Consider the following 13,769-nt stretch of genomic DNA (forward strand, 5'->3'; position numbering starts at 1 on the left):
ATCAAGCCATCTCCTCACCTAAGGGGTGTGGGTTGGGTACGACGCGCCGGGCACGTGGCCTGCCCGGTGCCTTCAGGAGCAGTGCGAGCACGGCCGAGCAGACGCCGACGCAGCCGGCGATGACGAACGCGCCTTCGTAGTCCCACGCGTCCACGACGAGGGCCCCCACGCCGGAGCCGACGAGTCCGGAGATCAGCTTCGAGCTGTAGACCATGCCGTAGTTGGTGGCGTTGTGGTTCTCGCCGAAGTAGTCGGCCGTCATCGCGGCGAACAGCGGGAAGATCGCGCCGCCGCCGAAACCGGAGACCATGGAGCAGCACAGGAAGAAGGGCATGCTGCCCAGGGAGCCCGACACCAGCACGCCGAACTGTGCGGCGCCGAGGACGAGACAGACGATGACGAGAGTGGTGCGCCGTCCGTAGCGGTCCGAGATCCAGCCGATCACGCCCCGGCCCGTGCCGTTGACGATCGCCTTCAGAGACATCGCGGTGGCGACGACGCCGCCCGCGAAGCCCATGTCCTTGCCGAACGGCACCTGGAAGGCGATCCCGAAGATATTGATCCCGGCCGTGCACAGCAGACAGAACCACATCATCCACAGGACCGGGGTGTGGGCGGCCTCCCTGGGGGTGTACTGCTTGACGGCGGGCGGGTTCTTCTCCAGGGCCCGCCGGACGCGCGGGTCGGCGGACACCTTCAGGGGGTCGACGTGCGGCGGCCACCAGCCCTTGGGCGGGTCCTTGAAGAACCATCCGGCGAACGCCACGACGGACGCGCAGATGACGCCCACAAAGATCAGGACGCCGCGGTAGTTCCTCAAGTCCATGTACGACGTGAAGAGGAAGACGAACGGCACGGAGCCGTAGGCGAAGCCGCCGTTCACCAGGCCGGTCTTGCCTCCCTTGCGTTCCGGATACCACTTGCCGACCATGTTCACGCAGGTCGCGTAGACCAGGCCGGCGCCGATGCCGCTGAACACGCCGAAGCCGACGTACGCGACCGACACGTGCGGCGCGTACGCGAGCGCGAGGTAGCCGCAGACCGTGCCGAAGGCACCGAGGAGCATCGCGTGGCGGGCGGGGAGCCTGCCGCTCTCGCGCAGCTGACCGGCCGGGAAGGCGACGGCTGCCTGGAAGAACACCCAGACGCCCATCAGCCAGAAGATGTGCCCGCTGCTCCACAGGTGCGCGTCGTGCAGCGTGTCCTCGGCGGAGGTGAACGCGTACTCCGATGAGCTGATGCCCAGCATGCCGATCCAGGGGAGGAGCACCATGGTCCAGCGCGGTCGTCCCATGATGTCGACGTCTGTTTCGCCGACGCGGTACCGGCGGCCGTTGCGGTCCGTCACCTCCCTGAAGGGGACGGGAGTCGTACAGTTGGTGGTGGTCATGGTCGAGTCGCACCCCTTGCGTGGAAAGAGCTGGCCAGCGCCCCCTGTCCGGTCCTTCGCGTGCGTACGGGTCCTGGGGCGGTCGGCGCGCGCCGCCGTCCGCCCCGAGCACTGCTCACCTCATCGACCGCCCCCCAACAGCCCCGCCGCGCGGGCCCACCGGTACTTCGCCCCGAGGACCTCGACCGGCCTCTCCGTGGTGTACGGGTAGGCCACGACCCCCCGTTCGAAGAGGTACTGGCTGGCCTCCTCCACCTCGACGTCGCCCGCCAGGGAGGCGACGACGGGCTTGTCGATGCCGCGTGCGCGGAACTCGGCGATCACGCGGGCCGTCAGCTCGGCGAACACCAGGGGAGGGGTGACGATGGTGTGCCAGTAGCCGAGGACGAGCGCGTGGACGCGCGGATCCTCCATGCCGAGCCGGATCGTCGCCTCGTACGTCGACGGGGGCTCGCCGCCGGTGATGTCCACGGGATTGCCCGCGGCGCCGAACGGCGGGATGAAGGCGCGGAACGCAGCGTCCAGGTCGGGCGGGATCTCCATGAGCCGCAGGCCGTTGTCGGTCACGGCGTCGGAGAGCAGCACTCCGGAGCCGCCCGCACCAGTGATGATGACGAGGTTGTCACCCCGGGGCGTGGGGAGGACGGGCAGCGCCCGCGCGTACTCCAGCATCTCGTTGAGGCCCGGGGCGCGGATCACTCCCGCCTGCCGGAGGACGTCGTCGTAGACGGCGTCGTCGCCCGCCAGCGCGCCCGTGTGGGACCCGGCGGCCCGGGCGCCCGCCGCGGTGCGGCCCGCCTTGAGGACCACGACGGGCTTCTTCGGCACGGTGGCCCGCGCGGCCTTCACGAACGCCCTGCCGTCCTTGAGGTCCTCCAGGTGCATGGCGATGCACTGGGTGTGGGGGTCCTCGCCGAACCAGGTGAGCAGGTCGTCCTCGTCGAGGTCCGACTTGTTGCCGAGCCCCACGATCGCCGAGACGCCGGTCTTCGTGGTGCGCGCGAAGCCGAGGATGGCCATCCCGATGCCGCCCGACTGGGAGGTGAGTGCCACCCCGCCCTTCACGTCGTACGGCGTGCAGAACGTCGCGCACAGGTCCTGCCACGTCGAGTAGTAGCCGTAGATGTTCGGCCCGAGCAGCCGCACTCCGTGCCGTCGCCCGATGGCCACGATCTCGTCCTGGAGCGCCTGCTCACCGGTCTCGGCGAACCCGGAGGGGATGAGGACGGCGTTCGGGATCCCCTTGCGCCCGACGTCCTCCAGGGCCTTCGCGACGAACGCGGCGGGGATCGCGAAGACGGCCACATCCACCTCACCGGGAACGTCCGTGACACTCCTGTACGCCTTGCGGCCCAAGATGTCATCGGCCCTGGGGTTCACCGGGTGGATCTCGCCCGGGAAGCCGCCGTCGATGAGGTTGCGCATCACCGAATTGCCGATCTTCCCAGGCTCGTTGGAGGCGCCGATGACGGCGACGGAGCGGGGCTGCATCAGCCGTCGCATCGAAGCGAGGATCTCCGCGCGCGTGTAGGTGGGCCGTTCCTCGGGGGCCCGGTCGCCGAGGATGACGCGGATGTCCGCGGCGAGCGCGCCCCGGGGAGTGGCGATCACGGGGTTGAGGTCGACCTCGGCGATCTCGGGGAAGTCCGTGACCAATTGGGAGACGCGGCGAATCTGCTCCGCGAGCGCTCCGCGGTCCACGGGTTCCGCGCCGCGGACGCCGCGCAGGATCTCGGCCGCGGCGATCGAGTCGAGCATCGAGGAGGCCTCGTCGACGTCGACGGGCGCGAGGCGGAACGTGACGTCCTTGAGGACCTCCACGAGCACACCACCGAGTCCGAAGGCGACGACCTTGCCGAACGTCGGGTCGGTGACCGCCCCGACGATCACCTCCCGCGCGTCCGCGCCGGAGGGCAGCAACTCCTGGACCTGTACGCCGTCGACCCGCGCGGTCGGCGCGTACGCGCGTGCGTTGTCGACGATCCGGTGGAAGGCCGCGCGGACGTCCTCGGCGCCCTCCACGCCCACGACCACACCACCGGCGTCGGTCTTGTGGAGGATGTCCGGTGACACGATCTTCAGGACGACGGGCCCGTCGAACCGCGCGGCGTACGCCACTGCCTCGTCGACGTCACGGGCCAGCTCCTCACCGGGAACGGCGATGCCGTAGGCGTCGGCGATGATCTTTCCCTCCGGTGCCGTCAGCGAGGTGCGCCCCTCGGCGCGTACGGAGTCCAGTAGTGCGCGCACGCGCTCCGAGCGGTCGTCGGTCGGCAATCAGATCACTCCGTTCGACTTGAGGAGGCGCAGTTCCTCGTCCTTGAGGCCGAGTTCGCCGACGAACACCTCTTCGTTGTGCTCGCCGAGCAGCGGTGAGGTGACGACGTCGACGGGGGAGTCGGAGAGCTTCAGCGGGGAGCCGACGGTGGTGAACGTGCCGCGCTCGGGGTGGGTGACCTCGACGATCATCTCGTTGGCGACGAGCGAGGAGTCCTCGATGATCTCCTTGGTCGACAGGATCGGCCCGCACGGGATGTTGTGGGCGTTAAGGCGCTCCAGGACCTCCCACTTGGGCAGGGTGGCGGACCACTCCTCGATCAGCTGGAACATCTTGGCCAGCTGCGGGAGGCGGGCCTCCGGCGTGGCCCACTCGGGGTCGTCCGCGAGTTCGGGGCGGCCGATCAGCTCGGTGATGGGCCGCCAGCCGACGGGCTGCACGATGACGTACACATAGTCGTTGGGGCCGCCCGGCGCGCACCTGACCGCCCAGCCGGGCTGGCCGCCGCCGGAGGCGTTCCCGGACCGGGGAACTTCGCAGCCGAAGTCGTCGTTGGGATATTCAGCGAGCGGGCCATGGGCCAGGCGCTGCTGATCGCGCAGCTTCACCCGGCAGAGGTTGAGCACGGCGTGCTGCATGGCCACGTTGACCCGCTGACCGCGCCCGGTGCTCTCGCGCTGGAACAGCGCCGCGAGGATCCCCGCCACCACGTGGATTCCCGTGCCCGAGTCCCCGATCTGGGCTCCCGTCGCCAGCGGCGGCCCGTCCTCGAAGCCGGTGGTCGCCATCGACCCGCCCATGGCCTGAGCCACGACCTCGTACGCCTTGAAGTCGGTGTACGGCCCGTCCCCGAAACCCTTGATGGAGGCATAGACGATACGTGAATTGATCTCCTGGATGCGTTCCCAGGTGAAGCCCATGCGGTCGACCGCGCCCGGGCCGAAGTTCTCGACCAGGACGTCCGAGCGCCGGATCAGCTCGGTGAGGAGCTCCTTGCCGCGCTCGGTCTTGGTGTTGAGGGTGATGCTCCGCTTGTTGCAGTTGAGCATCGTGAAGTACAGCGAGTCCGCGTCGGGGAGGTCGCGCAGCTGCTTGCGCGTGATGTCACCGGTCGGTGCCTCCAGCTTCACCACGTCCGCGCCGAGCCAGGCGAGGAGTTGGGTGGCGGACGGGCCGGACTGGACGTGCGTCATGTCCAGGACGCGGATGCCGTCGAGGGCCTTGACCGCCGCCCGGGCGGGAGGGTCGGTGCGGGTCTCGTGAGCCATGGCAGGGACACCTCACTTGTACATGGTCTGGTTCATGGTTCCGGGGGCGTAGGCGTCCGGGTCGACCCACACGTTGATCAGTGAGGGCTTGCCGGACTCCCGGGCGCGGCGCAGCGCGGGGCCGATGTCGGCGGGGTCGCGGACCTCTTCGCCGTGGCCGCCGAGCATGCGCGCGAACTGGTCGTAGGGGACGTCGCCGAGGGTGTTGCCGACGCGCTCGCGCGCGGCGCCGTACTTGGCCCGCTGGCCGTAGCGGATCTGGTTCATGGAGGAGTTGTTGCCGACGATGCCGACGAAGGGGAGGTTGTAGCGCACGAGGGTCTCGAAGTCCCAGCCGGTGAGGCTGAAGGCGCCGTCGCCGAAGAGGGCCACGACCTCCTTGTCGGGCCGGGCCTGCTTGGCGGCGAGGACGAAGGGGATGCCGACGCCGAGCGTGCCGAGCGGCCCCGGGTCCATCCAGTGCCCGGGTGCCTTGGGCTGGACCACCTGGCCGGAGAAGGTGACGATGTCGCCGCCGTCGCCGATGTACAGGGAGTCCTCGGTGAGGAAGTCGTTGATCTCGCTGACCAGCCGGTAGGGGTGGATGGGCGAGGCGTCGGAGCGCAGCTGCGGCAGCCGCTTCTCGACGGCTGTCTGCTCGGCCGTCCGCAGTTCGTCCAGCCACTCCTTGCGCCGGGACGCCCCGCCGTTGAGGCGCCCGGAGGCCGCCTCGGTGACGGACTTCAGGACGAGTCCCGCGTCGCCCACGATGCCCAGGTCGATGTCGCGGTTCTTGCCGACGGTGCGGTAGTCGAGGTCGATCTGGACGACTGTGGCGTCCGGAGAGAGACGTTTGCCGTAACCCATGCGGAAGTCGAAGGGGGTGCCGACGATCACGATGAGGTCGGCGTTGGCGAAGGCGTAGCGCCGTGAGAGCTGGAAGTGGTGGGGGTCGCCCGGCGGCAGGGTGCCTCGGCCGGCGCCGTTCATATAGGCGGGCACGTTGAGGGTCCTGACCAGTTCGACGGCTGCCTGGGTGCCGCGCGTGGTCCACACCTGGCTGCCCAGGAGGATCGCGGGCTTCTCGGCGTGCACTAGGAGGTCGGCGAGCCTCTCGACCGCCTCGGGGTCCCCGACCGACCGGGTGGAGGCGCGGTAGTGCCCCGCGCGCGGGACGCGTGCCTTCTCCAGGGGCACCTTGGCGTCGAGCACGTCGCGGGGGATCTCCAGGAAGGACGGGCCGGGGGCGCCGTGGAAGCACTCGCGGAAGGCCATGGACACCATGTCGGCCGCGCGGGCCGTGTCCGGCACGGTCGCGGCGAACTTGGTGATGGGCGTCATCATGTCGACGTGCGGCAGGTCCTGGAGCGAGCCCATCTTGTGCTGGGTGTGGGCTCCTTGGCCGCCGATCAGCAGCATGGGGGACTCGGCGCGGAAGGCGTTCGCGACGCCGGTGACGGCGTCGGTCGTGCCGGGCCCGGCCGTCACCACGGCACAGCCCGGTTTGCCGGTCACGCGCGCGTAGCCGTCGGCGGCGTGGGCGGCGACCTGTTCGTGGCGTACGTCGACGACGTCGATGCCTTCGTCGACGCACCCGTCGTAGATGTCGATGATGTGGCCGCCGCACAGGGTGTAGATGACGTCGACACCCTCCGCCTTGAGTGCTTTGGCGACCAGATGTCCTCCGGAGATGAGGGTGCTGCTCGTGTCGCTGCTGTCGTCCGGCATGACGAAGTCCTGTCCCTTCGTAGGGGAGTTGGGCGCGCTCGCACGGGGCGTGAGCCGCCCTCGCAGTACATTGCATACAGTCGACGAATACTGTATGAAGCTCGTTATCCCGTATCTGGCGCAGGGTGTCCAGGGGGCAGGCGGCACTTTCGGACAGGAGCCGGACGTGGACCTGTACGAGCGCCAGGCAAGGGAACTCTGCGATGAGCACGGCACCTTGGCGCCGCGCGCCGAGGTCGCCAGGTCGGCCAAGGAAGCCCGCGCGGCAGCTGAGCGCGTCGATGGGCGCGTCATCGTGAAAGCGCAGGTGAAGGCGGGTGGCCGGGGCAAGGCGGGCAGTGTGGAGCGGGCCGCGGACCCGGCCGCCGCCGAGCTGACGGCGCGCCAGGTCCTCGGCATGGACATCAAGGGCCACGCCGTGCGCGCGGTCAAGCTGGCCCAACCGGTGCAGGGCGAGAGCGAGTTCTACGTCTCGTACGTGCTGGACCGAGCCTCGGGGTGGTTCCTCGCGATCGCCTCAGCCCGCGGTGGCATGGACATCGAGGGCATCGCCGCGACCTGACCCGAGGCGGTGGTGCGCGTGCCCGTCGGTCCCGCCGAGGGTGTGACCCGGAGCAAGGCCCACGAGATCGCCGCCTCAGCGGGCCTCCCCGTCGAGGCGGCTGACGTTCTGATCGCGCTAGGGAACGTTCTGACCTGCGTTGAAGCGCTGCTTGTCGAGGTCAATTCCCTCGTTCGCTCCCTCCAGGGGCAGTTGATCGTACTTGACGCGAAAGCGACCCTCGATGACAACGCGTGCTTCCGGCGGGCCCGCTGGGGTGCACAGGGCGCGACGTACGACGGCGAGCGCGAGGCGGCTGCGGCGGCCGAAGGGCTCACCTATGTGAAGCTCGACGGCGAGGTCGGGGCGATCGGTAACGGCGCGGGCCTCGTCATGCCGATGCTCGACGCCGTCGCGGGGCGCGGCGCCCGGCCCGCGCACCTCCTCGAATCGGCGGCGGCGCTTCCGCGCGCGTCATGGGGCGGACGGCCTGGCCGTCGTCCTCGGCGACCCGTCCGTCCCCCGCTTCCTGGTGAACGTCCTCGGCGGCATCACCGCGTGCGACGCCGTGGCCGACGGCATCGTGCGGGCGCGGGCGCTGGAGAGCGTGCGACTGACCAAGCCGCTTGCCGTCCGGCTCAACGGCAACGACGCGGTGCGCGGGCGGGCCGTCCTCGACGCACGCGCCCATCCGCTCGTCGAGCAGGCCACGACCATGGACGGCGCCGCCCGCCGCGTCGCCGAACTCGCCCACGCCGCACCCGCTGTCTGAGGAGCCGTACAGGGCGATCTATTTGACCAAGGAGAGCAAGGTCATCGTCCAGGGCATGGCGGACGCCGAGGGCATGAAGCACACCCTCCGCATGCTCGCCGCCGGTACGGACGTCGTCGGCGGCGTCATCCGCGCAAGGCGCTGCGCAAGGCGGGCCGAACCGTCGACTTCGACGACCGCGCCGTGCCCGTCTTCGGCTCGGTCCGTTACGCGCGCGAGGCGACTGGGGCGGAGGTCAGCGTCCTCTCCGTGCCGACCGCCTCCAGTAAGGCCGCTGTCATGGAGGTGGCCGACGCGGGAATCCCGCTTGCCGCCGTCATCGCCGAAGGCATCCCCGTGCATGACACCGTCGCCTTCCACGGGCACGCGCACGCGCGACGACGCGGCACCCGGATCATCGGACCCGACTGCCCCGGCCCCATCGCCCCTGGGCAGTCCAGCGCGGGCATCATCCCCGCCGACATCGCCAAACCCGGGCGCGTCGGCCTGGTCTCCCAGTCCGGCACCCTCACGTACCCGCTCATGGACGAGCTGCGTGACATCGGCTTCTCCGCCTGCGGCGGCATCGGTGGCCAGCCTGTCGGCGCCTACGTCGCCGGATTCACCGCCCCCGAGGGCCGCACCATGGGGCACGCCGGAGCCCCCGTCTCCGGTACGTCCGGTACCTGATGCGCGACTGCCTGGCGTCGCCGGGCCCGCGTCAGGAACGGGGCAGGTGACCACACGACCTCCACCCCTTCGCAGCCGGTACGGCCCCGCCCCCCGGCTCAGCCGATCCCCTGGCGGTCCGGCAACAGGGCGAAATCGCGGTCCGCGGTCTCGGGCACCACCCGCTCCACCGCCTGCTCGAGGAGGGCCCGGTGGCGCAGGAGCGGTGTTCTGCGGTCCTCGGGGGCGAGGAGCAGCAGGTCGTCGATGCCCGCCAGCATGCGCCGGGTGACCTGAGGGTTGCCGGGAGCGCAGCCGCGGATCTCGGTCAGACCGAGGTCCACCAGGTCCGTCCAGTCGGGCACGGGCTGGATGAGCCGTACTGCCCCGCGCCGGTCGCGGTGGCGCAGCGCACCCAGCGGGTACGGGGCCAGGACCGCGAGGAACTGCACGATGCGGTCCAGGGCCTGCACGGCGGTCGTCGGGTCGTTCACGGCCGGGGACAGGGCGCGCAGCGCGATGTCGGACAGCTGCCGCAGACCGAAGCCCAGGTCCTGGTGGAAGGTGCGCTCGACCCCGACGTACACGGTGTACCGCAGGGCGCGGCGCCCCGGCGGCGGGCCGCCGTACACCGCGAACACGGGGGTGCCCGGCACCACGAAGTCCCCGGTGCGCGGCAGCAGCCGCAGGACGACGCCCTGACGGCGCGCGGCCCGTACTGCCCGGGCGATGTGCACGTCCCGCAACACCCCGGCCTGGCCCTCGTGGGTGATCCGCGCGGTCTCCGGGCCGAGGCCCTCGTCGTCGACGTGCCCCTCCGCCGGGTGTTTCGCGGCCACGCGGAAGGCCTCCCGGGCGATCCGGTCGATCACGAAGCCGATCCGCATCATCCGCAGGGTGCCGTTCACATAGGCCACGAAGAGCAGCAGGCTCAGCAGGACCATGAGGAGGGCGAGCAGCCCCTCGACGAGCGGCACGTTCGTCACGAGCCGCGGGTCCTTCTCGCTGTCGAACGACGTCAGCGTCATCAGGGAGAACAGGAACGTCGCGAGGAAGACCGTCAGCGTGGCCTTGGTGATCCGCGAGCGGACGTAGAGCCGCACCACCCGCGGGCTGAACTGGCCACTCGCCATCTGTACGGCGACCAGCGAGATGCTGAAGACCACACCGATGAAGGTCATCATCGCCGAGCCGATGGTGCTGATCACCACCTTCGTGTCCTCGGCGAGCTGATTCATGTCCTTGATCGCGTCGTACTCCCCGTGGTCCTGGAGGAACCGCACCCACTGCGCGTCCACCTCGGAGGCGACCCACCACAGCAGCAGGGAGCCCACGAGGCCCGCCGTCGGCGCGAACCACATCGTGTCCCGCAGGTGCTCGCGCAGGGGAGACAGCACCCGCGGCCGTCGCACCCGTACGTCACCCAGCGCACCCGTAAGCAAACCGTCACTCATGGTGAAACTCTAGGCGCGGAGCCGCCCGCGGCGGCGGGGCGCGCTGCGGTGCGGCGTACCTGGCGGATACGCAGGTGAAAGGCACTCCGAAACCTTGGTATTGTTGTCCTCGTCGCCGCGGGAAACACCGCAAAGGCGACAGACACCTAGTCCGGGTGGCGGAATGGCAGACGCGCTAGCTTGAGGTGCTAGTGCCCTTTATCGGGCGTGGGGGTTCAAGTCCCCCCTCGGACACAATCAGTACACCATCCGGTGCTGGCCGACTCTCGGCCAGCACCGTTTGTGTTTGGTGGTCGTAGGTCAGGCGCAGGCCGAGCTGGCGGTAGACGTCGGCCTTGTCGGCCGGATCGGCCTTTTCCAGGATCGCTAGAAGGCCGCCGAGGGCGTCGACCAGGTTTTTGATCTCTGCGTGACTCATCCGTCGTGGCGGCTGCTCGGCGGCGGTGAGCCGGTTCACGGTGGCTTGGGCGGTGGCGCGGCGGGTTTGGATGTCGCGGGTCCAGGTGGCGATCAGGGCGGGGTCGGCTCCGGCTTCGAGGGCGGCGCGGTACTGGGTGAGCTTGCGGTCCAGGGCGGCCAGCTCACGGCGGGCGGCCTCGGTGCGCGGGTCGCCTGTGGGCTGGGCCTCGTCGAGTGCGGCCACCACCGGCCCGTGCGCCTGGGTCAGGGTGGTGGCGCGGGCCAGTTGTCAGGCGCGGGAGGCGGCGGGATCCTGCTGGTCCTCGGTGGAGACCCGCCCGTAGAAGGCGAAGCGAAGCATCACCCTGCTCTCCCTTCATCCCCGTGTTCACCAGCCCGGGAGACGTTGCAGATCAGCCGCCACAGCGCCACCGCCACCGGCGGCGTCAGCACGGGCGGCTGCGCGGGCACAATCACCCTGATTGCCTTCCGGTCGGTTCTTGGTTCCCTTCCAGGGTTGCCCTGCGCCCGGGTCATGGCCAGCCTCCGGCCCCGCGAACCGTGCGGCCCACAGCGTTCGCGGGGCACCGCTCAGAAATGAGGGCCACACTTGAAGAAGCCGGTTTTCGGACACACTTTTGACAAGGTCAGGCTGATTTAGTAGCGCGCTAGGTGGGATCTAGGAGTGCGTCAGTCGGGCTTGAAGGCCTGGTGCACGACGAAGGCAACGAGCGTCCCGCCATGCCGACTCGGACCAGACCACCACTCATCCGCCAGCGCGTCGACCAGCAGCAGACCCCGCCCATGCGCCTCGCTGACCGAAGGCGAGCGCAGCCGCACATGCGCCGGACAGCCGGGGTTGTGCACCTCCACCCGCAGGGCCCCGCCCACCCGGTACCAGTCCACGCGCACCCGCCACGGCCCCTCCGCCTGCCCATGCACGATGGCATTGGTGATCAGCTCCGAAACCATCAGCACGCAGTCGTCCACAACGGAGCAGTCCAAATGAAGCGGCTCGGTGAACGTCCGGAACCAGCGGCGCGCACGGCCCACCGATTCCGGGACCGGGTAGAGGACCATCCCACCCAGTGGTTCGGGCACGTCACTCACGACCTTCGCGCCGGAATTGCTGAGCCAGCCGCATGGCTACCTCCGCGCGCACGCGCCCGAGGTTCACGAGTCCAAGACTCGGTGAGGCGTGGTCGACGGCGAGGGACGGGAAGACGATACCCGCCTCGGCCAGCACTGCCCTCAGCTCCTCGACCGCCGCGTACGGGTCGACATCGTGCGATTCATGCGTAGTGACCATGAACAAGACGCTAGGGATGGGGTGTTGAGAGAATCCAGGCAGGTTTCTCGAAGTTTCTTGACTGGTTTCCGGGGTTTCGGGAAGTTCCTTACAGGGAGCCGTGGATGCCATGGCTCCTTGGCGCAACAGCGCGCGAAGCTGTGATTCAGCCCGACGAAAGGGGCACGTCATGGCGCGACGACTGCGTTTCAACGGCACAGGGAGCGGCGAAGGGAAACGGCACAGGGAGCGGCGAAGGGAGCTGCCCCGCAGTGCACGAAGACCTCGACACCGGCCAGATCATCGTCCACGGCCCGCCGCTCACCGAGCCTGAGGACATCGCCCAGCTTCAGCACCTTGATGACGACGAGGTGGCCATCGTCGTACCGCGCAACACACTGATCGACTTCGGTCCGCGCGGCCGGGACATCTCCCCACGCACTCTCGATCTGGACCAGTTCGCCCGGCTCTTCGGGAAATTCCAGCACAGCGCGTGGCACCTGGAGATGCGGCGACGCTACGCGGTCGACGAAGCGACCAGTACCTACGCCCAGTTCGTACGCGGCGAGGCCCCGGCGTGGGACCTCGACACCCCGTGGAGCCGCACCATCCGTGCGAAAACCTCAGACGGAGCGGCGGTTGGGCGCGTCCGCATCGTCGACAGCCCGCCCACCACAGGGCAGCTGTACCTCCTCGCGCACGCCGAGAAGAACGCCGCGCTCGGCGAGGACGTACGCAACATGTGGCGCGCCGAAGCCCAACGCGTCAACCTGCCGGACGAAGACCTCTGGATCTTTGACTCCCACATCGTCGCCCTGTGCCTCTTCGACGACGATGACAACCTCACGGGCGCGGAGCTGATCACCGAGCCAGCAGCCGTCAACCAGTACAACCGGCTGCGGGACGTTGCGCAGCACTACGCCATCCCGTACAAGGAATTCGCGGCACAGCTCAACGCGAGGGAGTGAACACGGCCCGGTGAGTACCGACTTCCAGCAGGCGCGAGAAGCCCTGGGGACACGGCTTCGCGAACTACGGCTCTCGCGCCCTGGAGGCCGACTCACCGGCGACCAGCTGGCCAGGCAGCTCGGATGGCACAAGTCCAAGGTCAGCAAGCTGGAGAACGGCAGGCAGACGGCCACCGCCGAAGACCTCCGGGCATGGACGCAAGCCACCGACCAGCCCGAGGCGTACGAGGAACTCCGGACCCGCCTTGCGGGGTTCGAGGCACACATCCGCTCCTGGCGCCGCCAGCTCGCGGCAGGCCACCGGGCCGTTCAGGACGCGCATAACGACGCCCAGGCAGGCGCCAAGGTGCTGCGCGCCTGGGAGTCCTCATGGGTTGTAGGCGTCCTCCAGACCCCTGACTACGCCCGCGCGGTCTTGACCCGCTCCGCCGAACTGCACCAGTCACCACGAGACACCGAAGACGCCGTACGGGCCCGCATGCAGCGCCAGCAACTCCTCTACAGCGCGGGCAGGCGCTACCACATCATCATGTGGGAAGGCGTGCTGCGCGCCCTGGTCTGCCCGCCGGCAGTGCTCGCCGCCCAGCTTGACCGCCTCACCGGAATCATCGGCATGGACACCGTAGAGCTGGGGATCGTCCCCTTCGGCGCTTCGCTCAAGCAACCGCCCGGCGTGGGCTTCTGGATCTACGACGACCGGCAAGTAGTCACCGAGACGTGGCACGCGGAACTATGGGTCGAGGATGCCGATCACGTCGCCACGTACCTTCGTGTCTGGAAGATGATGCAAGAGTCCGCGGTTTATGGCGCCGAGGCGCACAACGTCATCAACGCGGCCCGGCGCGCACTCAACTCTCATGCATAACTGCATGCATGAGAGTTGCAGGAACCGGAGGAAGGGGTTCAGGCCCCTTCTGTCAGCGACAAGGGCCCGCACGGGGCTTTCCTCTCTAGCGGGGAGGGGAAATGGTAGGGCGATTACTAGTCCAGGAGGAAGCGGGAACGCCTGGTCAGCGCGCTGGCGTAATGGGGCAGTCCCCCCTCGGACACCAGTAA

General features: G+C 69.2%; 9 protein-coding genes, 1 tRNA gene and 2 pseudogenes. 5 read left to right on the forward strand and 7 right to left on the reverse strand.

Going from position 1 to position 13,769, the window contains the following annotated elements; all coding sequences use genetic code 11:
- Position 1: 1 nt before the first annotated feature.
- The 4 genes from ACIG3E_RS35600 to ACIG3E_RS35615 all read right to left on the reverse strand — a co-directional run bounded on the left by ACIG3E_RS35600 (position 2) and on the right by ACIG3E_RS35615 (position 6,643).
- Complete coding sequence (locus ACIG3E_RS35600) at positions 2–1,390, reverse strand: OFA family MFS transporter (protein ID WP_399624216.1); 1,389 nt, start codon at positions 1,388–1,390, stop codon at positions 2–4.
- A gap of 120 nt (positions 1,391–1,510) precedes the next feature.
- Positions 1,511–3,667, reverse strand: coding sequence for an acetate--CoA ligase family protein (locus tag ACIG3E_RS35605; protein ID WP_399624217.1), 2,157 nt, complete (start codon positions 3,665–3,667; stop codon positions 1,511–1,513).
- The gene (gene frc / locus ACIG3E_RS35610; protein WP_399624220.1) at positions 3,668–4,936 is read right to left on the reverse strand and encodes a formyl-CoA transferase; all 1,269 of its coding nucleotides are present in this window, start codon (positions 4,934–4,936) and stop codon (positions 3,668–3,670) included.
- A gap of 12 nt (positions 4,937–4,948) precedes the next feature.
- A complete protein-coding gene (locus tag ACIG3E_RS35615) occupies positions 4,949–6,643 on the reverse strand; it encodes a thiamine pyrophosphate-binding protein (RefSeq protein WP_399624222.1) in 1,695 nt (564 codons plus the stop codon).
- Between the two features lie 166 nt (positions 6,644–6,809).
- On the opposite strand from ACIG3E_RS35615, the pseudogene ACIG3E_RS35620 reads away from it, so the two are divergent.
- Both ACIG3E_RS35620 and ACIG3E_RS35625 read left to right on the forward strand, forming a co-directional pair.
- Positions 6,810–7,956, forward strand: a pseudogene (locus tag ACIG3E_RS35620) (ATP-grasp domain-containing protein).
- 55 nt (positions 7,957–8,011) lie between these two features.
- Positions 8,012–8,622 (forward strand): annotated as a pseudogene (locus tag ACIG3E_RS35625) (succinate--CoA ligase subunit alpha); the annotation flags it as partial.
- 101 nt (positions 8,623–8,723) lie between these two features.
- Here the strand turns inward: ACIG3E_RS35625 and ACIG3E_RS35630 are convergent.
- Positions 8,724–10,031 carry a DUF2254 domain-containing protein gene (locus ACIG3E_RS35630; RefSeq protein WP_399624302.1) on the reverse strand — a complete coding sequence of 436 codons (1,308 nt, stop codon included), beginning with the start codon at positions 10,029–10,031 and terminating at the stop codon, positions 8,724–8,726.
- A 176-nt stretch (positions 10,032–10,207) separates the two neighbouring features.
- On the opposite strand from ACIG3E_RS35630, the gene ACIG3E_RS35635 reads away from it, so the two are divergent.
- Positions 10,208–10,292: transfer RNA gene (locus tag ACIG3E_RS35635), tRNA-Leu, on the forward strand.
- An 855-nt stretch (positions 10,293–11,147) separates the two neighbouring features.
- On the opposite strand, the gene ACIG3E_RS35640 is transcribed toward ACIG3E_RS35635, so the two are convergent.
- Positions 11,148–11,537: an ATP-binding protein gene (locus tag ACIG3E_RS35640; RefSeq protein WP_399624304.1), complete on the reverse strand. Its 390-nt coding sequence runs from the start codon at positions 11,535–11,537 to the stop codon at positions 11,148–11,150.
- A gap of 22 nt (positions 11,538–11,559) precedes the next feature.
- A complete protein-coding gene (locus tag ACIG3E_RS35645; protein ID WP_399624224.1) occupies positions 11,560–11,766 on the reverse strand; it encodes a hypothetical protein in 207 nt (68 codons plus the stop codon).
- A 251-nt stretch (positions 11,767–12,017) separates the two neighbouring features.
- Between ACIG3E_RS35645 and ACIG3E_RS35650 the strand changes: the two genes are divergently transcribed.
- Positions 12,018–12,713, forward strand: a complete 696-nt coding sequence (locus ACIG3E_RS35650; protein WP_399624226.1) for a DUF6879 family protein — start codon at positions 12,018–12,020, stop codon at positions 12,711–12,713.
- Positions 12,714–12,723: 10 nt separating this feature from the next.
- Positions 12,724–13,578: a helix-turn-helix domain-containing protein gene (locus ACIG3E_RS35655; RefSeq protein WP_399624228.1), complete on the forward strand. Its 855-nt coding sequence runs from the start codon at positions 12,724–12,726 to the stop codon at positions 13,576–13,578.
- Positions 13,579–13,769 lie beyond the last annotated feature (191 nt).

Origin of the sequence: Streptomyces sp. NPDC053474 (assembly GCF_044544845.1) — a bacterium.
Lineage (GTDB): Bacteria > Actinomycetota > Actinomycetes > Streptomycetales > Streptomycetaceae > Streptomyces.

Coding starts and splice junctions, on each gene's coding strand:
- ACIG3E_RS35600 (WP_399624216.1), bottom strand. CDS start 1,390: ATGACCACCACCAACTGTACGACTCCCGTCCCCTTCAGGGAGGTGACG.
- frc (WP_399624220.1), bottom strand. CDS start 4,936: ATGGCTCACGAGACCCGCACCGACCCTCCCGCCCGGGCGGCGGTCAAG.
- ACIG3E_RS35615 (WP_399624222.1), bottom strand. CDS start 6,643: ATGCCGGACGACAGCAGCGACACGAGCAGCACCCTCATCTCCGGAGGA.
- ACIG3E_RS35640 (WP_399624304.1), bottom strand. CDS start 11,537: ATGGTCCTCTACCCGGTCCCGGAATCGGTGGGCCGTGCGCGCCGCTGG.
- ACIG3E_RS35645 (WP_399624224.1), bottom strand. CDS start 11,766: ATGGTCACTACGCATGAATCGCACGATGTCGACCCGTACGCGGCGGTC.